This is a genomic window from Sporosarcina sp. FSL W7-1283, assembly GCF_038003105.1.
Taxonomy (GTDB): domain Bacteria; phylum Bacillota; class Bacilli; order Bacillales_A; family Planococcaceae; genus Sporosarcina; species Sporosarcina newyorkensis.
This window is the reverse complement of sequence record NZ_JBBOOL010000001.1, coordinates 625,260-646,422: the sequence shown is the minus strand read 5'-3', so window position 1 is coordinate 646,422 and position 21,163 is coordinate 625,260. Positions and strand designations below refer to the sequence as shown.

Here is a 21,163-nt window from a genome sequence, read left to right as displayed (position 1 = left end):
ACCTAAATTCATTCAGTCTAACCTAAATGAAACGATCTTTTTATTATACACTATTTTTTCACTCCATGCCGCTTCAACGCGTGCGTGCTGGTGACTTTCCGATCGTTTCAAGCAGGACACCCGTCCCAATTGCGACACAATTTAAAGGATGTTCCGAAACAAATACAGGCACTTTTAGCTCTTCTGCAAGCAATAAGTCAATACCATGCAGCATCGCGCCCCCGCCTGTCAAGAATACGCCGAGATCGATAATGTCCGCGGAAAGTTCAGGTGGTGTCTTTTCTAGTACGTTTTTGGCTGCCTGCACGATCATGCTCACCGATTCATGAAGCGCTTGATTGATTTCTTCAGATGTGACTGTCAACGTTCTCGGTAATCCCGACACCATGTCACGACCGCGGATATCGATTGTGCTCGATTTGGCTTTGCTGAGAAACACGGTACCTACTTCTTTTTTCACTTGTTCGGCAGTTCGGTCACCGATCAGTAATTTATGTTGTTTTTTAATGTGCTGGATAATGTCGTGATCGAATTGATCGCCCGCGACATTGATAGATTCCGATGTCACGATATCGCCCATCGAAAGAACCGCGACATCTGTTGTACCCCCGCCAATATCGATGACCATATTACCTGTTGGCTGGAAGATATCCATACCCGCTCCGATCGCTGCGACTTTTGGCTCTTCTTCTAAGAACACTTGCTTGCCGCCCGCTTTTTCTGCTGCTTGCCGAATGGCTTTTTGTTCGACACTTGTAATATTAGTTGGGCAGCAAATTAAAATACGCGGCTTGGACAAGAAGCCTTTGACGTTTAATTTATTGATGAAATGTGTCAGCATTGCTTCTGTCACGTCAAAATCTGCAATGACCCCATCTTTCATTGGACGTACGACGACGATGTTCCCCGGCGTCCGTCCGACCATCTGGTACGCCTCATCTCCGACAGCCAATACTTTTTTCGACTGTTTCTCAATGGCTACAATCGCTGGTTCGTTAATAACGATCCCTTTCCCCTTCACATGAATCAATAAGTTGGCTGTTCCCAGGTCAATCCCTATATCTTTCGAAAACATCGCTGCCGCTTCCCCTTCCACCCTGTTTATATGTAGTCTCTAACTATTAATTGTATCATATTTCCTATTTAAATTGCATAGTTCGTTTAGATTTTTACCTTGATTGTCGAATTTTAGGGGATTTGGTTTGTTTGTATAAGCGCGTGACGGGTGGTTATGTGCGTGGAGAGATACTTTATGAGCGCAGATAGATACTTTATGAGCACAAAGGCTGGACGTATGAGCGCGGACAGATGCTCTATGAGCGCAAAGGCTGGGCGTATGAGCGAGACAGTTGCCAATTAAAAACGCCTGCAGCCGCCAACTTCTGCGGTTGCAGGCGCAACTATTTTATTCGCTCATTTAAATGCGGTAGTGGCTTTGATGGCTTTTTGCCAACCTTTGTACAGTTCTTCCCGCTGACTCTCTTCCATCTCCGGATTAAACGGACGGTCTAGGCGCCAGTGGGTAGCGATTTCTTTGCTATCTTTCCAGAAGCCTACTGCTAGGCCTGCTAGATAAGCGGCGCCGAGTGCGGTTGTTTCATTGACTGTTGAACGTTCGACAGGTACATTCAGCAGATCGGCTTGGAATTGCATGAGGAAGTCGTTGGCAACGGCTCCGCCATCGACCCGCAAAGTTTTCAATGAAATTCCTGAATCTGCTTCCATTGCATCGAGTACGTCCTTTGTTTGGTAGGCAAGCGATTCGAGTGTTGCACGGACGAAATGTTCTTTCGTCGTGCCGCGGGTCAAGCCGAAGACTGCTCCTTTGACGTCGCTGTCCCAGTATGGTGTGCCTAGTCCTACAAAAGCTGGCACGACGTAGACGCCTTCCGTAGAGTCCACTCGATTGGCATACATCTCACTTTCTGCTGATTTGCGGAACATGCGCAGGCCATCGCGCAGCCACTGGATGGCGGAGCCTGCGACGAAGATGCTTCCTTCCAGAGCATATTCCACCTTGCCGTCGATGCCCCAAGCAATCGTTGTCAGCAATCCATGTTCGGATGTGACAGCCTTATCGCCGGTATTCATGAGCATGAAGCAGCCTGTTCCATAGGTATTCTTCACCATGCCGCTTTCAAAGCATGCTTGGCCGAATAGCGCGGCTTGCTGGTCTCCCGCTATTCCTGCAATCGGTGCTTCGTAGCCGAAGAAATGGGCTGCATCGGTGTGCGTATAGATTTCGGAAGACTGACGAACCTCAGGAAGCATGGAAGCCGGCACATCTAAGATCGACAGCAGCTCTTCATCCCACTTAAGTTCGTGGATATTGTACATCAATGTCCGGGAGGCGTTCGAATAATCGGTCACATGGGCTTTGCCGCCGGAGAGCTTCCAAATGATCCACGTATCTATCGTACCGAACAGCAAATCACCATTCTCCGCTCGTTCCCTCGCACCTTTGACGTTGTCGAGAATCCATTTCACTTTCGTTCCTGAGAAGTACGCATCGACAAGCAAACCGGTTTTATTGCGGAATAGTTCATTGTAACCGTTTTCTTTCAACTCTTCACAAATATCCAACGTTTGACGTGATTGCCAGACAATCGCATTGTACACAGGATTTCCTGTATGCTTATCCCAAACGACAGTTGTTTCGCGTTGATTGGTAATGCCGATTGCTTCAATCTGCGTAGCTGTAATGTTTTTCTCGGAGATCACTGCTGCAATGACAGATAATATCGAGCTCCAAATTTCATCTGCATTGTGTTCGACCCAACCGGATTTCGGAAAGTACTGTGTGAATTCCTGCTGTGCAGTATGATAGATCTCGCCTTTTGAATCAAATAAAATAGCCCGTGAACTCGTAGTTCCTTGGTCGAGTGCCAGTATATATTTTTCTGTCATCTTCAATTCCTCCAATTTACTAGTTGGTTTCCATTATACACGTTCTTACTTCGCTCCGAACTTTAAAGCGCTTCGTGAAGACTACTCTGATTTCATCCCCTTGCTCACAGAGAACTGGGCAGCCAATAGAACAGCTAAAACGATTGCCCCGACAATCCAAAACGCTGCACTGTTTTCTCCAATAAAAAACTGTTTATAAAATAATGCACCAAACGCACCTCCGAGTACTGGACCGACAACCGGAACCCAAGCATAACCCCAATCGGATTTTCCTTTTCCCGGTATCGGCAAGAAGAAATGTGCGATACGCGGTCCGAGATCACGTGCCGGATTGATGGCGTAGCCTGTTGTGCCGCCGAGCGACATGCCGATCGCGATAATGAGCGCTCCGACGATGAGCGGATTCAACCCTTCTGTGAATTCATTGGCTCCGATCGACAGCAGACCGAGCAGTAAGACAAATGTTCCGATGATTTCGCTTGTCAGATTGGATAGCGGATGACGGATTGCCGGAATCGTTGCGAACACCGATAGTTTTGCATCCTGATCTTCCGTTTCTCTCCAATGCGGCAAGTACTGTAAATATACGATGACCGCGCCGACTATAGCACCGATCATTTGGGCTGCGATATACATCGGCACGTCCGCCCATGCAAAGTCTCCGATCGTAGCGAAACCGATCGTGACGGCAGGATTCAAATGAGCTCCGCTGGCACCGCCAACCGCATACACCCCCATGGCTACCGCAAGTCCCCAACCAATTGTAATGACAATCCAGCCTGCGCCTTCCGACTTGGACTTTTTCATGAGAACTCCACCGACTACACCGCCGCCAAAAATGATCAGTATCATGGTTCCGATTAATTCCCCAACAAAAGGTGTCATCTCCCGTATCCTCCCCTATCTTCATGATGCGTGATTGAAAACGCAAAAGTACCCACAACTAACCCCTTGCGCGATGCAAGAAATTAATTGTGGGTTCCTGGACTCAACCACTTGTATGAACTTACCAATAAGTATATCGCCGGTTGAATTATCTGTCAACATTAATTTCCGGAATTGATATCTTTTGTAAACGACTCCCACAGCAAGTGATCGGAAGTAGTCACCGCCACCGCTCCTGCACCGAGCGCATCGTCAATATGCTGTTTTGTGCGGATCAGACCACCGTTGATGATCGGAATGCCCGTATGTTCCTGTACTTCTTGGATTAATTCAGGAATCACACCGGGCAGCATCTCAATGAAATCTGGAGCAGTTTGCTTAATTAACGAGTAGCTTTTCTCAAGAGCGATCGTATCGAGCAAGAACATGCGTTGGATCGCAATAATGCCTTTTGCCTTCGCTTTTGCAATCATATTGGATCTGGTTGAAATGATACCGGCCGGACGAATATCATTGCATAGGAAGTCGGCAGCAAAATTATCTGTTTTCAAGCCTTGAATCAAATCTGCATGGATAATGAGTTTCTTGCTTCGTTTATCCGCTTCTTGTTTCAAGGTTTTCACATTGCTTATATGCACTTCCAGTAACACGATGTATTCAAATGGACTGGCCAGCAGCCGTTCGAATTGCTTCATCGTCCGAGCTGCAGGTAAGATTTTCTGACCATGAAAAGGTATGACGATGATCACTCCTCCATCAAAGTTTTTCTTTACTATATAAACTAGAATAAATAACTTACACTCAAAGCAGAACGTAGAACCCGTCGATTTCCGTTCCAGGCGGACGCTTTCCGCGGGGCGCGGGAGTCGCCGCCTTCCACTCCAATCAACTGAGTGTCCATTTCTGAACAAACTCATTTAAAATTTTTAGTTCAACATATACCATGTTAGATGACTGTCGTTGCCTTTCTAATCTCTTCATCCAATTCTTGCTCGTATTTCGACTTTTCCGCTTCTGTCCATCCTAAGATGGCAGCCATTTCATTCAATACATCGGACTTGCCGGCTGTCACGTTGGCCATATGGAAATAGAGATCTCCTGTACGACGGATGAAGAAGTCAGTCGGCTTTACCGCCATTTCTTGTTCAATAGCATAGCGCAGTTTGACGTATAGAATACGCGGCATATCCGTTACAGGTTCGTAAGGAATCGTGAATACTTTCTCCACATTTGAACCGTACAATGCAGCTAGGTGCCGGCTCTCGCGTTCTGTAAAGCCTAGTGCTTGTCCACGTTCTACGGATTGCTGAATGAATCGTTTGTAGTTGGATGACCCGCCGATATCTCCGCCTGAAATTGGGAAATGTTTCGTGATACTGCGCGGGTATTTCCGGCCGGTTTCATTCGAAAGCTGCTGGACGACTTTATTGATAACCGTCTCCGCCATCTTACGGTAGCCGGTCAATTTACCGCCAGCAATTGTGATGAGTCCTTTTTCCGATTCCCAAATTTCATCTTTTCTCGAAATTTCAGATGGATTCTTGCCGTCTTCGTGTATGAGCGGTCGGACGCCTGCCCAGCTGGACTCGACATCGTCTTCTGTCACTTGGACTTCCGGGAACATGAACTTAATGGAGTCGAGTATATACGTGCGGTCCGCTTCCGTAATCTGCATTTCTTTAGGAACTCCTTCGTAAAAGGTATCCGTCGTGCCGACATACGCTTTCCCCTCGCGCGGAATTGCAAAAATCATACGCTTGTCTGGTGTATCGAAATAAATCGCTTGGTGCAGAGGGAAGACACTTTGGTCAAAAACAAGATGGATGCCTTTTGAAAGGATTAAATGTTTACCCGCAGAATGACCGTCCATATTTTTGACTTCATCCACCCAAGGACCTGCCGCGTTGATCACTTTCTTCGCTTGGATTGTGAACTGCTGATCCGCAATCGTATCGCGGACTTGCACACCCGAGATTTTATTCTGATCATTGTAGACAAATCCTTCAGCAGTAGCGTAATTAAGGATGAACGCTCCTTTTTCTGCCGCTGCTTTCATCACTTCAATCGTCAATCGCGCATCATCGGTCCGGTATTCTACATACATACCGCTGCCTTGAAGACCTTCTTTTTTTACAAGGGGAGCTTGTTTCAGCGTTTGTTCCACATTCAACATCGTCCGTCGTTCAGACTTTTTAACGCCTGCCAAGAAATCATATACTTGTAAGCCGATTGCAGTGGAGAAGCTTCCGAATGTGCCGCCTGTGTGAAATGGAAGCAACATGCGTTCAGGCGTTGTGACATGCGGACCATTCTCATAGACGATCGCCCGCTCTTTACCTAACTCTGCAACTTCTTTGATTTCAAATTGCTTCAAATAACGCAATCCTCCGTGGACAAGTTTCGTGGAGCGGCTGGATGTTCCGGAGGCGAAATCCTGCATCTCAACAAGTGCCGTCTTCAGTCCGCGTGTTACCGCATCGAGTGCAATGCCTGCTCCCGTAATGCCGCCGCCGATTATCACGACGTCAAAAAGCTCGGAATTCAATTGATCAACTAACGCAGTACGTTCCAATGAAGAAAATGTTGTCATTTGTCTCTCTCCCTTTTTTAATGAAGTATGAAAAAAAGAAACCTCAAAAGAATGACTGCTGAATGCAATCATCCTTTGAGGTCTCTCAGTAACTCAAACCAGAAGTATTAACTTACTTAGATTGTATCATAATTTGAGCTTATTACAAGTAATGGGATTGGCGGTCAGAGGTTAGTGGTGAGCCTAGGCATCCGCCTGTTGCTTAGGGGTTTCATTTTTCCATTTTTGGCGGGTCGCTTCTCCTCCGCGAAGGTGGCGAATCGATTTATGATAGGCAAGAATCTTTGCGACTTGTTCCGATAGGCCGGGATCGACATTCGGCAGTCGCTCGGTCAAATCTTTATGCACCGTACTCTTGGAATAGCCGGTCGCATTGGCTAACGCACGCACTGTCAAGTTCGTTTCAATCAGCATCCTCCCAAGACGTACGCAACGCCTTCTAATTTGCTCGTGCACGCCCTCTTCCTTTCTCTTTTCACTCCTTTATGGTGTTCTATTGTATGCAAACACTTACGAACATATGAAAAAGCCATTCCGGGGGGCTGGAATGGCTTAGTGGATTGTTTATTTAATTAGAACGCCAAGTAGTCGTGTGGGTTGACAGCCACGCCGTCTTTTTGAACTTCAAATTGCAAATGTACGCCTGCTTGTGGATTCCAATCGTTTTGTGTAGTCGTTGCGAGGACTTGTCCTTGTTGGATTTCTTCGCCTTCCTTCACAAGTACGCCTGTCAATGAACTATAGACCGTTGTCATACCGTCCGCATGTTTTAGTCTGATCTCATTGCCTTTGAATGAATCCGCGACGACAGCCTCTACTGTACCGCTCAGTGCCGCCACTACTTCAAACGGTTGTCCGTCCATCGATAGGGATAAACCTTTACTCGTGACATAAGATTGCTTGAATACGAGCAATGCTTTTTCACGTACCGATTCTTCTGCTGTAGGATCGTAAAATTCTTGTAAAATAGCGACTTGATCTAGTTGATCTTCATGGAATGGATACTTGAGTGTTTCGTTTGCTGCATTTGTTTCCACCGTGACATCGTCATTCGGCTGATCGAGCTTCGCCACATCCGACGTTACTGCTTCATCTTTCGTCGTCATCGCGGAGTAGCCCCATACCATGCCGATAAATAGGAGCGCTACGCCCGTATAAATGGCAGGCCAGAACCAGCCGTTTTTCATTTTTTTGTTTTCCTGAGAAGGGGCCTTTGGTTTTTCTTCTCGCATTGTCATCACCTCACTTGCATTCTTTGCAAGTTAAGAGGATTTTAAACATTCATCTTCAGGTAAATTTATTTTTTGTATCCGTGTGCCTGTATAATAGTGTGAAATGATTTTATCTGCCGTCCAGCCTTTTTGCGCGTACGCTTCAGCTCCGTATTGGCTCATCCCGACGCCATGCCCATATCCGAGCGTCGTAATATGCACAATTTGATTGTTGACATCATATGCAATATTGAAGTCTGTTGAGGCCAAATTCAATTTCTCCCGAACCTGTCGTCCGCTTGTCTCATAATTGCCCGTGATGATTTTTTGAACCCGTCCTGTTTGATTTCTCACTAATTGAAGTTCACGAAATTCGTCCGCATCCCACTTCAATCCAAGTTTTCGATTCCATTCCGTTAAAGTCATTTGCAATTTACGTTCGACAGTCGGTGCTACTTTTTCTTCACCAGGGCTATCCACGCTTTGTAAATACTCCACTGGATTTCCACTGAAGTTTTGTGCGGCTTCGGTTTTACCATTAGATGTAGAGAAGAACATTGCTGAGATGATTTCTTCGCCATGAACGATAATATCACCTCTTGTTGCTTCTGCTGCTTTCCTGATTTTTTTCTCGTTCTGTTTAAAGGCCTTTCCCCAGCGCTCTTTGCGTTCTGCTTCCGTCCGATACACTTGCGCGGAAACATCCTTCGCTATCGGTTTAGCCCCTTTATCCGTATTTCGCGCCGCATATGTACGTGCAGCGATCACTTGAGCTTTCAATGCCTCTTCATGGAAGTCAGCCGGCATTTCACCCGCAACGACACCAACCACGTACTCTTCTAAAGGAATTGGCTCGTCCACTCCAGTAACGGAAATCATGATGTCACACTTCTTCTCCTTTCGTTGGTCTGCCAGCTTCAGATCCGGCGCTTGTTTTGCTAGGATTGGAATAAAAAATAATGAAAGAATAATGAATAAAAGGAGTAGTTTTTTGTACATACTGCACTATATGCGGTTAGTGGAGCTCGTATGCTTATAGAGTGATCGTTGATTCGAAGGATAAAATTCTTAGACGCTCATAAATTTGTGTAGATGATCATAAATCTTTCGGGTGCGCTCAAAAAACCACGAACGATGAACGTCCGTGGTTTTCGATAGATTATGCAAATTGTGTTTCCGTGATTTCTTGTTCAGATGAAACGCGTGTAATATCTGCTCCCAAGGCCTTCAGCTTTTTGTCGAAATCAACATAGCCGCGATCTAAATGGATAAGTTCAGTAACACGAGTGACCCCTTCTGCGACGAGGCCAGCTAAGATAAGTGATGCAGCGGCACGCAGATCAGTTGCAGCGACTTCAGCTCCCTGGATTTTAGAAGGTCCTGAAACGATCACTGAGCGTCCTTCAATTTTCACATCCGCATTCATGCGGCGGAATTCTTCCACATGCATGAAACGATTTTCAAACACAGTTTCAGTCAATACACCTGTACCTGTTGCAGTGAGCATCAACGCCATCATTTGTGATTGCATATCCGTAGGGAATCCAGGATGCGGCATCGTTTTCAAATCGACTGCCTTCAAAGGATGCTTCGCTGTAATGCGAACACCTTCATCCAATTCCGTGACGACTACACCCATTTCAGTTAATTTAGAGATCAATGCCGTGCTATGTTCTGGCACAGCGTTGTCAATGATGACATCGCCGCCTGTGATTGCAGCAGCCACCATGAATGTGCCGGCTTCAATGCGGTCAGGAATAATGTGGTGGATAGAAGCATAGAGTGTAGAGACGCCTTCGATACGGATATTATCCGTACCCGCTCCCACCACTTTACCACCCATTTCATTGATAAAGTTTGCCAAGTCGACGATCTCAGGTTCTTTTGCGGCATTTTCAATAATTGTAGTGCCTTCAGCCAAAGCTGCAGCTGTCATGATATTTTCCGTTGCGCCCACGCTCGGGAAATCCAAATAGATTTTTGCACCTTTCAAGCGGCCATCGACTTTTGCTTCCACATGCCCATGTCCAAATGAAATTTCAGCTCCCATTGCTTCGAAGCCTTTCAAATGCTGATCGATCGGTCTTGAGCCAATTGCACAGCCGCCTGGTAACGCGACACGTGCGAAGCCGTTACGTGCCAGCAAGGGTCCCATCACTAAAATGGATGCCCGCATTTTACGTACGAATTCAAATTGCGCTTCCTCTGCCAATTTTCCACGAGAGTCAATAATCACTTCGCCTTTTTCAGGATCGTGTGTAATTTTTGCATTTAAGCTTTTGAGTACTTCATTGATTGTCCGCACGTCCGAAAGATTCGGCACGTCACGAATCACGTTTACACCTTCAGATGCCAATAAAGCTGCTGCCAAGATCGGCAGTACCGCGTTCTTCGCACCTTCTACACGTACGTTCCCTTGTAAAGTCCGTCCGCCGTTAATAATAATTTTTTCCACCACTAGCCCCTCCGAGTCAAATTTATCCTTCTGCCCACAAGCTATAATTATCCATAAACATTTTTGTTATTAATATCCAGTACATACTTGTTCTTATCGAAAGTTTACACATAAAACACATTCTATTGTACCTTGTAAAACTTTAGTAGACAAGTAACTTCCGGCGCAATTTTCGGGTATTTCTTACGTAATGTAGTATATGTGGCAATTCGACACAATGTGTTTGTAATTAGCGAGGCCAAATTGGACATATTAATCGTAATACCCGAGTCATCCAGTACTTACACGTATTCCACGGAATTTTCTTTGGTGTATAGTTACGGCAAAGATTTGTATCCTAGCTATAAGTGAGATTTGGTGTCCGGGGATTTAAACCAAAGATGTGCTCACAACGCTTCGCTTATGCTCGCAAAAGCCGTTCTTCGTTACGGCTCTCGCTCTGGGTGGACGCTTTCCGCGGGGTGCGCGGTGAGACCCTGGACTGAGCGGAGCGAAGGAAGCGGCTCACCGCACGCCCCCCGGAAAGCGTCCGCCTGCAACGTAGATCAACGATGTCCCACCCACTCGCTTTTTCATTGTACTCACGAGAACAACAAACTATTTGGTTTTAACTTCTTTCAGCCGGAGTTCTGACTCCTGCTGAGAAGATGTTGACAAACTTCAGCTGAAGGAAATCAAAACCAGGTAGACCATCTTCCTGACCAATAGGATATGTCTAAAAAGAAATTTGATACGGTCGAACCAATTGCAATACTTAGCAAAATAAACAAAAGTTGTGTTTGGAAAACACGATTTTTACGAATAATTGCTTGGGTAAGAATTGCTTGTAACGCATAAAAACTAATCCCAATGAAAAAAATATGCGAAACGATCGCAAGCAGCGGATTACTGCCGAGTGTGCTCATCGTTCAAACTCCTTTCAAGAATTGTATAAACTTTGGTTCGGCACTGAACTCGTTACGCTCGGTTCACTGCAACTTTGGTTCGGTCCCAGCCGTGTTTCGTTCGGTTAAATGAACTTTTGGCTCGGTTCGCAAGGAGTTACGAACGTTCGAACGTTTTTTGGATCGTTGTGAAATAATTTTGTCAGTTGCCAATCCCAAACTATACATTCTAAAAAAATAGGCGGACAGAAATATTGTCTGTCCGCCTTCGTACTTCTATTTATACACGTTGCTCATACACTTGCATACGGTTGATGGCACGCTTCAAATCAAGTTCAGCTAGACGCAGATCAAGACTATCTGTTTTTGCTTTCAAGTCCGCTTCTGCTTTTTCGGCTGCTCTCTTTGCGCGTGCAATATCAATGGACTTAGCCATTTCAGCACTCTGCGCCAATACAGTAACCACTTCAGGACGGACCTCGATGAAACCTCCGTGGACTGCGACGGTTTCTGTCTTGCCGTCTGTTTTAAGGCGAAGTGCACCAATTTGAAGTGGTGCTACCATTGCGATGTGGCCGGGAAGAACCCCGATCTCACCAGCTTCGGTAACTGCAATCACCATGTTCGCATCCATTTCACAAACAGGGCCGTCGGGAGTGACGATATTCACTTTGATTTTACTCATTTTTTCCCCTCCTGGTCCCTATTCTTAGACTTCTACGCCCATGCCTTTTGCTTTTTCGATAACTTCTTCGATGCGTCCGACCAAACGGAATGCATCTTCCGGCAAGTGGTCATACTTACCTTCCAAAATTTCTCCGAAGCCTTTAATTGTTTCAGCAACTGGAACGTAAGAACCTTTTTGTCCTGTAAACTGTTCAGCTACGTGGAAGTTTTGAGACAAGAAGAACTGGATACGACGCGCGCGGTCAACAACCTGCTTGTCGTCTTCATCCAACTCATCCATACCTAGGATTGCAATGATGTCTTGCAATTCACGGTATCGCTGAAGCGTCGTCTGAACTTCACGTGCTACACGGTAGTGCTCTTCTCCAACAATCTCAGCACTCAATGCGCGAGAAGATGAAGCAAGCGGATCTACTGCTGGGTAGATACCCATCTCAGAAAGCTTACGCTCCAAGTTCGTTGTCGCATCCAAGTGAGCGAATGTTGTTGCCGGAGCTGGATCCGTATAGTCATCCGCTGGTACATAGATCGCTTGGATCGATGTAACGGAACCTTTATTTGTAGAAGTGATTCGTTCTTGTAACTGACCCATTTCTGTAGCCAATGTCGGCTGGTAACCAACCGCAGAAGGCATACGTCCAAGAAGGGCAGAAACTTCAGAACCTGCTTGTGTAAAGCGGAAAATGTTATCGATGAACAATAGAACGTCTTGTCCTTGCTCATCACGGAAGTGTTCAGCCATTGTCAAGCCCGAAAGTGCAACACGCATACGCGCACCAGGTGGCTCGTTCATTTGACCGAAGACCATTGCCGTTTTCTTGATAACGCCTGAGTCTGTCATTTCGAAGAATAAGTCATTACCTTCACGAGTACGTTCTCCAACACCTGCGAATACGGAAATACCACCGTGTTCTTGTGCGATGTTGTTGATCAATTCTTGGATTAGAACTGTTTTACCTACTCCCGCACCACCGAAGAGTCCGATTTTACCACCCTTGATGTATGGCGCAAGCAAGTCAACTACTTTAATTCCAGTTTCCAGAATCTCAACCTCTGTGGAAAGGTGTTCGAATGTAGGTGCAGAACGGTGAATTGGATCACGTTGTGCATCAGCTGGAACTGGCTCAGCTAGGTCGATTTCCTCGCCTAGTACGTTAAATACACGTCCGAGTGTAACGTCTCCGACTGGAACAGAAATAGGTGCGCCTGTATCTTCTACTGGAGTACCACGTTTCAGACCATCTGTCGAGGACATTGCAATCGTACGAACCGCGTCGTCACCAAGGTGTAGTGCCACCTCTAGAGTCAACACTTCGACCTCGCCGTTTCCGCGGTCGATATTTACCTTCAATGCGTTATAGATTGCAGGAAGCTGACCGTCTTCGAATTTAACGTCAACAACCGGACCCATAACCTGAAGAATATGTCCATTACTCATGCTTTTCCCTCCTGTCTTACTTTCCTTCAAATCTTTTATTCAAGTGCTGCTACGCCGGCTACGATTTCTGTGATTTCTTGAGTGATCGCTGCTTGACGTGCACGGTTAAATTGTAATGTTAACGAATCGATTAGTTCAGACGCATTGTCTGTCGCCGTCTTCATCGCTGTCATACTGGAAGCATGTTCGCTCGCTTTTCCATCCAGTACTGCTCCATAAATGAGGCTCTCCGTGTATTGCGGGAGAAGGGTTTCGAGTATCGCTTCAGCAGAAGGCTCGAACTCATAAGATGAAGTTGCAGATACGGATGAAATATCTGTGAGTGGAAGCAATTTACGTTCAGTTGCTTCGTTGGAGATGGCGGAGATGAAGTGGTTGTAGTATAAATACACTTCATCATAAACGCCTTCTGTGAACATGCCAACAGCCCGATTCGCGATATCTTTTACTTCTTCAAAACGAGGGTGATCCGAAAGCCCGATCAGACTTTCTTCAATCTTGAATCCAAGACGACTGAAGAATTCATAGCCTTTTCGACCAATCGCAATAATGACCACTTCGTCTTTTGACTTGTGGCGTTGTTCGATTGCGCGGGTTACGGCACGGAAAATGTGCGCGTTGTATCCACCTACGAGTCCACGGTCAGAAGTCACTACGATGTACGCAGTTTTCTTAACGGGACGTGCAGTTAAAAGAGGATGCCCGGAATCTTTCGTTACGGATGCAATGGCACCGACCACTTCTTCCACTTTGTCCATGTAGGGAACGAATTTCTTAGCGTTCATTTCAGCACGGTTCAGTTTGGAAGCAGAGACCATTTGCATCGCTTTCGTGATTTGACTCGTCTTTTTCGTTGAAGCAATACGGCTTTCTATTTCGCGTAAGGACGCCACTGGCTATTCACCACCTTTATTTTAAGATCCATCAAGAGAAAAATTACGCTTCAGAAGTCACAAAGTTTTTCTTGAATTCGTTGAACGCTGCGCTCATTACGTCGTCCGCTGGAAGATCTTTTGTTGTACGGATGTGATCGTAAACTTCCGTGTGGTTTGATTCTAACCAGCTAGTGATTTCACTTTCAAAACGCAGTACGTCTTTTACTGGAATATCGTCGAGGTAACCGCGTGTCAGTGCATATAGACTGATAACTTGGTATTCGACTTTCAATGGTTTGTTCAAGTCCTGCTTCAAGATTTCAACTGTACGCTGACCGCGGTCCAGTTTCGCTCTTGTAGACGGATCAAGATCCGAACCGAATTGTGAGAATGCTTCTAACTCACGGAATGCAGCAAGATCCAAACGAAGTGTACCGGCAACTTTCTTCATCGCTTTAATTTGCGCCGAACCACCAACTCGGGATACGGAAAGACCTGCGTTGATTGCAGGGCGTACGCCTGAGAAGAAGAGGTCGGATTGAAGGAAGATTTGTCCGTCCGTGATGGAAATTACGTTTGTTGGAATATAAGCAGAGATATCTCCTGCTTGAGTTTCAACGAATGGTAGTGCAGTGATTGAACCTGCTCCTAAAGAGTCGTTCAATTTCGCAGCACGCTCTAACAGGCGGCTGTGTAGGTAGAAGACATCCCCTGGATAAGCTTCACGACCTGGAGGACGACGAAGTAGCAAGGAAAGTTCACGGTAAGCTGCTGCTTGTTTAGATAGGTCATCATAAACAATCAGTACGTGCTTGCCTGCGAACATGAATTCTTCTGCCATTGAAATACCTGTATATGGTGCCAAATAAAGCATTGGCGCCGGGCTTGATGCAGATGCTGTTACAACGATTGTGTAGTCAAGAGCACCGTTTTTACGCAATGTTTCTACTACGCCACGAACAGTGGATTCTTTTTGTCCAATCGCTACATAAATACAGATCATGTCTTGGTCTGCTTGGTTTAGAATCGCATCGATCGCAACAGTTGTTTTACCTGTTTGACGGTCACCGATGATCAATTCACGCTGTCCACGGCCGATCGGAACAAGCGCATCGATCGCTTTGATTCCTGTTTGCAACGGTTCATGAACAGATTTACGCGCCATAACCCCTTGTGCAGGGCTTTCGATAGGGCGTGTTTTTGTTGTGTTGATAGGACCTAGTCCGTCAACTGGTTGTCCAAGTGAATTGACGACACGGCCGATCAATTCTTCTCCGACTGGTACTTCCATAATACGTCCTGTGCGACGTACTTCATCGCCTTCTTTAATGTCTGTGTATGGCCCGAGGATAACGATACCTACGTTGTTCGCTTCCAAGTTTTGTGCCAGACCCATTACGCCGGTAGAGAACTCAAGAAGCTCTCCCGCCATGACATTGTCGAGGCCATGAGCAAGTGCGATACCGTCACCTACACGGATTACAGTACCTACTTCACTTACTTCCATTTCAGACTGATAATTTTCGATCTGCTGTTTAATCAGACCGCTAATTTCCTCAGCTTTGATGCCCATGTATGTCACCCCTCTTAATTCAAATTAATTGATTAATTGACGTTCAAGACGCGCCAGCTTTGCGCTGATGCTGCTGTCATAAATTTGGTTGCCGATCTGAAGGCGGATGCCTCCGATTAGGCTTGGGTCAATCAAGTTTTCGATATGCAATGATTGCTTCCCGACCTTATGTGCAAAGGCAGTGGAAATCGCATTGCTCTCTTCAACCGTCAATTGACGTGTAGAGTATACTTTTGCTTCGGCGACACCGGATGCTTCATTTGCAATGTCCTGGTAATCTTCGATAACGTTCAGTACTTCTCCAATACGCCCCGCGTCGATTAGAACATATAGTGTGTTCAATACGAGCGGATTTGCTTCACTGAAAAATTGCCCAATTAATTGTTTCTTCTTTTGGATCGAGAATTTTGGAGAAATTAGCATCTCACTCAATTCCTTTTCCCCTTCAAAAATCTTCTTCAGCTCTTTTAAATCTGTTTGCACAGCAAGAGCTTGTTGTTTTTCCTGTGCAGCATCAAACAATGCAACGGCATAACGTTTTGCGATTACCGATTGGCTCATCGCCCTTCGCCTGCCTTCACAATCGTTTCTTCGATCAATGCGCGGTTATCGTCTTCGGAAATTTCTTTTCCAAGAACTTTAGACGCAGCCAAAATAGATAGAGATACGAATTCTTCGCGAACTGCAGCCACTGCTTTCTCTTTTTCTGTAGCGATTTCGAGAGTAGCAGCTTCTTTCATTCGGCTTACTTCAGCGCGTGCAGCCGTAATCAGCTCTTCACGTTGAGTATCACCTTGTTTCTTAGCGTTTTCGACGATAGATTGTGCATTGTCGCGTGCTTCTTTCAATAGAGCACGTTGCTCTTCAAGAAGCTTTGCAGATTCTTGACGGCTTTTTTCGGCTTGTTCGATCTCCGTAGCGATTAATTGCGCCCGTTGATCCATTATGCCCATTAACGGACCCCATGCGAACTTCTTGAGAAGTACCATGAGAATCGTGAAAAATACGACAGTGACGATGATGTCACCTAAATTGAGTCGCTGGTTCAAACTTGCTAAAAATCCTGCGTCAGCGTTTGCTGATAAGAGGACGAAGGTATCCAACACGATTGTTTCACTCCCTTCAAGAGCTCATGACTCTTTCGTTTCAGTCTTCTGCCTGATTGGCAAAATTATTCTATGTTCAGATGTTTCAACTATTTATCCACATAAAGCAATGGCGAAGACCTATACTACGTGCTTCGCCATATAATTCGAAAATTATTTGTTCATTACGATAAACGCGATAACTGTTGCGATGATTGGAAGTGCCTCAACCAATGCAACCCCGATGAACATTGTTGTTTGAAGAACGCCGCGTGCTTCTGGTTGACGAGCGATCCCTTCAACTGTCTTAGAAACGATCAAACCGTTACCGATACCTGCGCCAAGTGCACCTAGACCAACTGCTAGTGCTGCTGCCAATAAACCCATAGTGTATTTCCTCCTAATATTTGTATAGTTTTGGTTTCCCTAAATAGGGTATTTCTATGTTTAGTGGTCCGTGCTGACTTTGTGAGCCATATAGACCATCGTTAACATAACAAAGATAAATGCTTGGATCGCTCCGATGAACACGGAGAAACCTAGCCATGCAAGTGCCGGGATCACAGCTCCGACTAAACCGAAGACGCTTCCTGCACCGAGTGTCGCAAGAAGACCGATCAAGATCTCACCTGCAAAGATGTTACCGTAAAGACGAAGACCGAGTGTCAACGTATTTGCGAATTCCTCAATGATTTTCAGTGGTGCCAAGAAAGGAATCGGCTGGACGTATGTTTTAAGATACCCACCAAGTCCAAGCTGTCTGACGCCATAGAAATGCGTTAACGCAACAACTGTAGAAGCGAGGGTTAACGTGATAACTGGATCGGCTGTCGGAGATTTCCACCAAAGTTGATCGTCCCAGACGATTGCGAATGGCAATCCGAGCATATTCGCCACGAAGACAAACATGATTAAGGTGATCCCTAGTACGTGGAAGCGTCCTCCCGTTTTCCAGTCCATGTTATTTTTAATGATGCCTTTGACAAAGTCCATGACCCATTCCATGAAGTTTTGCATGCCCGTTGGTTTCATTTGAAGCCGCCGAGTGGATGCTACTGCAATCAAGAAAACGACCAGACACGTCACAAACAGCATCAATATATTCGAAGGGTTAAACCCAATTCCGAATAAAACAAACTGTGGATTTTCATGATTCACGTTTTTGTTCACCTCCCCTTGCTAGTAAAGTGTCAATGCTTCCCATGGAACAGCAGACGATCAGTGAACAGCAATACATAAGGTACCATTAACCCGATTACCGTGCTGATCAAATCAAACTCTTCCGGCAGAGAAAGTGCAATGGCTGCCGCCGCTACACCTGATGCAAAACGTAAGCCCATCCCTAATGACTTCGCACGCTTTTCTTCGGTAATGGCCCGATCAAATCGTTCCATCCGCCGCACCAAAATCCAAAAGTTGTACATTCCGAAAGATGAACCTAAGATGAGTCCCGCGAAGATTGTCCGGTAGTCCAAAAAGAACCAGCCGAGCCCAAACAATGCAAGCAAAAAAAAGAAGCTCTTCTTTTGCCGATTGAAAATTTCCTGCATACTTTGCATTGTCGGTGATTCTCCTATTTCGTATTTGGATTCCAAGTGGTTTTGGTGAAGTGCTCAGTAGTTTTTTCGACAAGTGTCGAACGTGATTAGACTTTGTCGTTTCCATCATTCTTTTACGACATAGATTCCTTGCATTGGAATCTGGAAATTGTAAGTGAAACGCCTTTTTGTTCACCAGGTAGCGTTGCTTTGCATAACGCAGTCAAAGAGGCTAGCAGGCGTTCATGGTGGAAAGACTAGAAAGCTCGAAAACATCATTTCTTTACCTAAGATATGTATGAGTTCCTTATCAATCTTACCCTTTGTTAGCATACAATAGGGGTTTTTTTATGTCAATTGATTCAAGATAAATTATTCACAAAGTGTTCGCATTGTCAAACATTCGACATATTTGTTTATAAAGTTTTTGTTGCTTTTTTTGCTTGGTTGAAAGAGGGTTGGTGACTTAGCTAGGCGGTCCGGGGATTTGCGCTCTGGGTGGACGCTTTCCGCGGGGCGCGCGGTGAGCCGCTTCCTTCGCTTCGCTCAGTCCAGGGTCTCACCTGTCGCGCTAATCCCGCCGGAGTCGCCACCCGCCGCTCCAATCCCTACTTTTAAACAGGAAGTATAATGGTTAGTTCACTGTAATTTTTAAGCAATAAAGTGATGCTTCCTTAAGATAGTGACCAAAGTTCAAAAGCGAATGATAAATAGCATTGCCTAAAGGCTTATTGTCCGTGAGTTCGTTTAATGCACTTGAATTTAGTCAAAGGGAGATGCCCGTTTTGTACTCTGACAATGGCTAGTCTTCTCAGATTTTAAATAACTATAAAAAGTACGCTATATGATTCTGCAAGCGAACTAAGGATTGGAGCGGAAGACGGTCGACTCCTGGGGGATTAGCGTGCGTCTTGAGACCCCGCAGGAAGCGTAGCGAACGAGGAGAGGCTCAAGGCCACGCCCTCCGGAAAGCGTACCGTCTGGAGCGCAAATCCCGGACCACAACCCCAAGTCTCCTTTCCCCTTTTACGAAAAACCCAGCAAAAGATTCTCCTTCTGCTGGGTTTATGTTTCTTATAATGAAGATAAATATTTCAATAAAGATTCGACGATGCGTTCGGATGCGTGGCCGTCGCCGTATGGATTGTAGGCTTTAGACATTGCTTCGTACTCGGCATGGTCTGATAAGAGCGTGTCGGTTAGCTCGAAGATGGTTTCTTCATCTGTTCCAGCCAAGCGTAACGTTCCTGCTTCGATGCCTTCTGGGCGTTCGGTCGTGTCTCGCAGGACGATGACCGGTTTTCCGAGGGAAGGTGCTTCTTCTTGAATACCGCCGGAGTCCGTAAGAATGATATGCGAACGCGCAGCAAAGTTGTGGAAATCCAGCACTTCTAGCGGCTCAATCAAGTGCACCCGTTCGTTGTTCCCCAGCAGTTCATCCGCCACTTCACGCACGGCCGGGTTCATATGCACAGGATAGATCACTTGAATGTCATCATACTTGTCGAGCAGACGGTTAATCGCGCGGAACATGTTGCGCATCGGTTCTCCAAGGTTTTCCCGGCGATGTGCTGTCAGCAAGATCAAACGGTCGTCGCCGAGTCGATCGAAAATCGGATGATGATAATCCGGATCGACCGTTGTCTGAAGTGCATCGATCGCTGTGTTGCCTGTGATGAAAATGCGTTCTTCATTTTTGCCTTCATTCAGCAAGTTTTGTGCTGATTTTTCAGTCGGTGCGAAATGTAAGTCGGCGATGACGCCTGTCAATTGGCGGTTCATTTCTTCCGGATATGGAGAATATTTATTCCACGTACGCAATCCCGCTTCAACGTGACCAACAGCGATTTGATTGTAAAATGCAGCCAAACTGCCGATGAATGTCGTCGCCGTGTCTCCGTGAACGAGCACGATATCGGGCTTGGATTCTTTCATAATTTTGTCGAGACCTTCTAAACCACGTGTCGCCACGTCGATTAGAGTTTGCCGGTCCTTCATAATATTCAAATCATAATTCGGCTTGATTTTGAATGTTTCCAGCACCTGATCGAGCATTTGCCGATGCTGGGCAGTGACAGTAACGATGGATTCGATTTGATCGGGATACTTTTCTAGTTCTAGAACTAGCGGCGCCATTTTAATCGCTTCCGGTCTTGTGCCGAAAATCGTCATCACTTTCCACTTTTTAGTCAATGAATGTTCCCTCCATTATTTCGTGCCGAATAAACGGTCACCTGCGTCACCAAGTCCAGGCACGATATACCCTTTATCGTTCAACTTTTCATCCAAAGCCGCGATATAGACATCAACGTCAGGGTGCTCTTTAGTCAGTAATTCGACGCCTTCAGGAGCCGCGACCAAACACATGAACTTAATATTAACCGCACCGCGCTTTTTCAATGAATTGATCGCTTCAATCGCTGTGCCGCCTGTTGCGAGCATCGGGTCCACTACGATGAATTCGCGTTCTGATACGTCAGAAGGCAATTTCACATAGTACTCCACTGGTTTTAGCGTCTCTGGGTCCCGATAAAGACCAACATGTCCTACCTTAGCAGCCGGAATTAATTTCAAGATCCCTTCTACCATTCCGATTCCTGCACGCAGGATTGGAACGACTCCTAATTTCTTACCTGCCAATACTTTGGAAGTTGCTTCGCATACCGGCGTTTGGATGTTGATTTCTGTAAGCGGCAGCTCACGTGTGATCTCGAATGCCATTAGCGTCGATACTTCATCGACTAATTCACGGAATTCTTTCGTGCCTGTATCTGCTTTTCGAATAAACGTCAGTTTGTGCTGAATTAATGGGTGATCAAATACATGTACTTTTGCCATTGGTTTCGCTCCTTTTCGGAATATCTTGTACATTATAACAGAAATCATGCGATAGGCGCAGATATGTCAGATGTTTTTAGATTCAGACTTTTGCAGCGCGCTCATAAAATCTTTCACGTGCTCGTATAAGACGTATTGCCGCTCATAAACTATCGATTCTCGATCATAAAATCCCTACTCTCGCTCATACACACCGT

The 21,163-nt window shown here is 45.8% G+C and carries 21 protein-coding genes; all 21 read right to left on the bottom strand.

What is annotated here, in order from left to right:
• Positions 1–73: 73 nt before the first annotated feature.
• The 21 genes from MKY93_RS03090 to upp all read right to left on the bottom strand — a co-directional run bounded on the left by MKY93_RS03090 (position 74) and on the right by upp (position 20,966).
• Entirely contained in the window at positions 74–1,075 is a 1,002-nt protein-coding gene (locus tag MKY93_RS03090; RefSeq protein WP_040758497.1) for a rod shape-determining protein, read from the bottom strand.
• 338 nt (positions 1,076–1,413) lie between these two features.
• Entirely contained in the window at positions 1,414–2,907 is a 1,494-nt protein-coding gene (gene glpK, locus MKY93_RS03085) for a glycerol kinase GlpK (RefSeq protein ID WP_340758198.1), read from the bottom strand.
• An 81-nt stretch (positions 2,908–2,988) separates the two neighbouring features.
• A complete protein-coding gene (locus MKY93_RS03080) occupies positions 2,989–3,792 on the bottom strand; it encodes an MIP/aquaporin family protein (protein WP_221835133.1) in 804 nt (267 codons plus the stop codon).
• Positions 3,793–3,953: 161 nt separating this feature from the next.
• A complete protein-coding gene (locus MKY93_RS03075; protein WP_340760894.1) occupies positions 3,954–4,529 on the bottom strand; it encodes a glycerol-3-phosphate responsive antiterminator in 576 nt (191 codons plus the stop codon).
• Between the two features lie 209 nt (positions 4,530–4,738).
• Positions 4,739–6,382 (bottom strand): glycerol-3-phosphate dehydrogenase/oxidase, encoded by a 1,644-nt coding sequence (locus MKY93_RS03070; RefSeq protein WP_340758197.1) that lies wholly within the window; start codon positions 6,380–6,382, stop codon positions 4,739–4,741.
• Positions 6,383–6,565: 183 nt separating this feature from the next.
• Complete coding sequence (locus MKY93_RS03065; RefSeq protein ID WP_078817033.1) at positions 6,566–6,838, bottom strand: sporulation transcriptional regulator SpoIIID; 273 nt, start codon at positions 6,836–6,838, stop codon at positions 6,566–6,568.
• A 116-nt stretch (positions 6,839–6,954) separates the two neighbouring features.
• Positions 6,955–7,620 carry a M23 family metallopeptidase gene (locus MKY93_RS03060; protein WP_340758196.1) on the bottom strand — a complete coding sequence of 222 codons (666 nt, stop codon included), beginning with the start codon at positions 7,618–7,620 and terminating at the stop codon, positions 6,955–6,957.
• Positions 7,621–7,644: 24 nt separating this feature from the next.
• Positions 7,645–8,592: a stage II sporulation protein D gene (gene spoIID / locus MKY93_RS03055; protein WP_009766197.1), complete on the bottom strand. Its 948-nt coding sequence runs from the start codon at positions 8,590–8,592 to the stop codon at positions 7,645–7,647.
• A 160-nt stretch (positions 8,593–8,752) separates the two neighbouring features.
• Positions 8,753–10,048, bottom strand: coding sequence for a UDP-N-acetylglucosamine 1-carboxyvinyltransferase (murA, locus tag MKY93_RS03050; protein ID WP_040758503.1), 1,296 nt, complete (start codon positions 10,046–10,048; stop codon positions 8,753–8,755).
• A 674-nt stretch (positions 10,049–10,722) separates the two neighbouring features.
• Positions 10,723–10,953, bottom strand: a complete 231-nt coding sequence (locus MKY93_RS03045; protein WP_009766199.1) for a DUF1146 family protein — start codon at positions 10,951–10,953, stop codon at positions 10,723–10,725.
• 259 nt (positions 10,954–11,212) lie between these two features.
• On the bottom strand, positions 11,213–11,617 hold the full coding sequence (locus tag MKY93_RS03040) for a F0F1 ATP synthase subunit epsilon (protein WP_009766200.1): 405 nt from the start codon (positions 11,615–11,617) through the stop codon (positions 11,213–11,215).
• A gap of 24 nt (positions 11,618–11,641) precedes the next feature.
• Entirely contained in the window at positions 11,642–13,057 is a 1,416-nt protein-coding gene (atpD, locus tag MKY93_RS03035) for a F0F1 ATP synthase subunit beta (protein WP_009766201.1), read from the bottom strand.
• Between the two features lie 35 nt (positions 13,058–13,092).
• Complete coding sequence (gene atpG, locus MKY93_RS03030) at positions 13,093–13,950, bottom strand: ATP synthase F1 subunit gamma (protein ID WP_009766202.1); 858 nt, start codon at positions 13,948–13,950, stop codon at positions 13,093–13,095.
• A 43-nt stretch (positions 13,951–13,993) separates the two neighbouring features.
• Positions 13,994–15,505, bottom strand: a complete 1,512-nt coding sequence (atpA, locus tag MKY93_RS03025; RefSeq protein WP_009766203.1) for a F0F1 ATP synthase subunit alpha — start codon at positions 15,503–15,505, stop codon at positions 13,994–13,996.
• Positions 15,506–15,529: 24 nt separating this feature from the next.
• Complete coding sequence (locus tag MKY93_RS03020; protein WP_078817032.1) at positions 15,530–16,066, bottom strand: F0F1 ATP synthase subunit delta; 537 nt, start codon at positions 16,064–16,066, stop codon at positions 15,530–15,532.
• Positions 16,063–16,614 carry a F0F1 ATP synthase subunit B gene (atpF, locus tag MKY93_RS03015; RefSeq protein ID WP_139365944.1) on the bottom strand — a complete coding sequence of 184 codons (552 nt, stop codon included), beginning with the start codon at positions 16,612–16,614 and terminating at the stop codon, positions 16,063–16,065. The genes MKY93_RS03020 and atpF overlap by 4 nt, the downstream gene beginning before the upstream one ends.
• A gap of 150 nt (positions 16,615–16,764) precedes the next feature.
• Positions 16,765–16,977: a F0F1 ATP synthase subunit C gene (gene atpE / locus MKY93_RS03010; protein WP_009766206.1), complete on the bottom strand. Its 213-nt coding sequence runs from the start codon at positions 16,975–16,977 to the stop codon at positions 16,765–16,767.
• A 60-nt stretch (positions 16,978–17,037) separates the two neighbouring features.
• Positions 17,038–17,748, bottom strand: a complete 711-nt coding sequence (atpB, locus tag MKY93_RS03005) for a F0F1 ATP synthase subunit A (RefSeq protein WP_040758506.1) — start codon at positions 17,746–17,748, stop codon at positions 17,038–17,040.
• A gap of 32 nt (positions 17,749–17,780) precedes the next feature.
• Positions 17,781–18,149: an ATP synthase subunit I gene (locus MKY93_RS03000; RefSeq protein ID WP_078817031.1), complete on the bottom strand. Its 369-nt coding sequence runs from the start codon at positions 18,147–18,149 to the stop codon at positions 17,781–17,783.
• A gap of 1,053 nt (positions 18,150–19,202) precedes the next feature.
• On the bottom strand, positions 19,203–20,321 hold the full coding sequence (wecB, locus tag MKY93_RS02995; protein WP_078817030.1) for a non-hydrolyzing UDP-N-acetylglucosamine 2-epimerase: 1,119 nt from the start codon (positions 20,319–20,321) through the stop codon (positions 19,203–19,205).
• A 15-nt stretch (positions 20,322–20,336) separates the two neighbouring features.
• Positions 20,337–20,966 (bottom strand): uracil phosphoribosyltransferase, encoded by a 630-nt coding sequence (gene upp, locus MKY93_RS02990; protein WP_040758508.1) that lies wholly within the window; start codon positions 20,964–20,966, stop codon positions 20,337–20,339.
• Positions 20,967–21,163 lie beyond the last annotated feature (197 nt).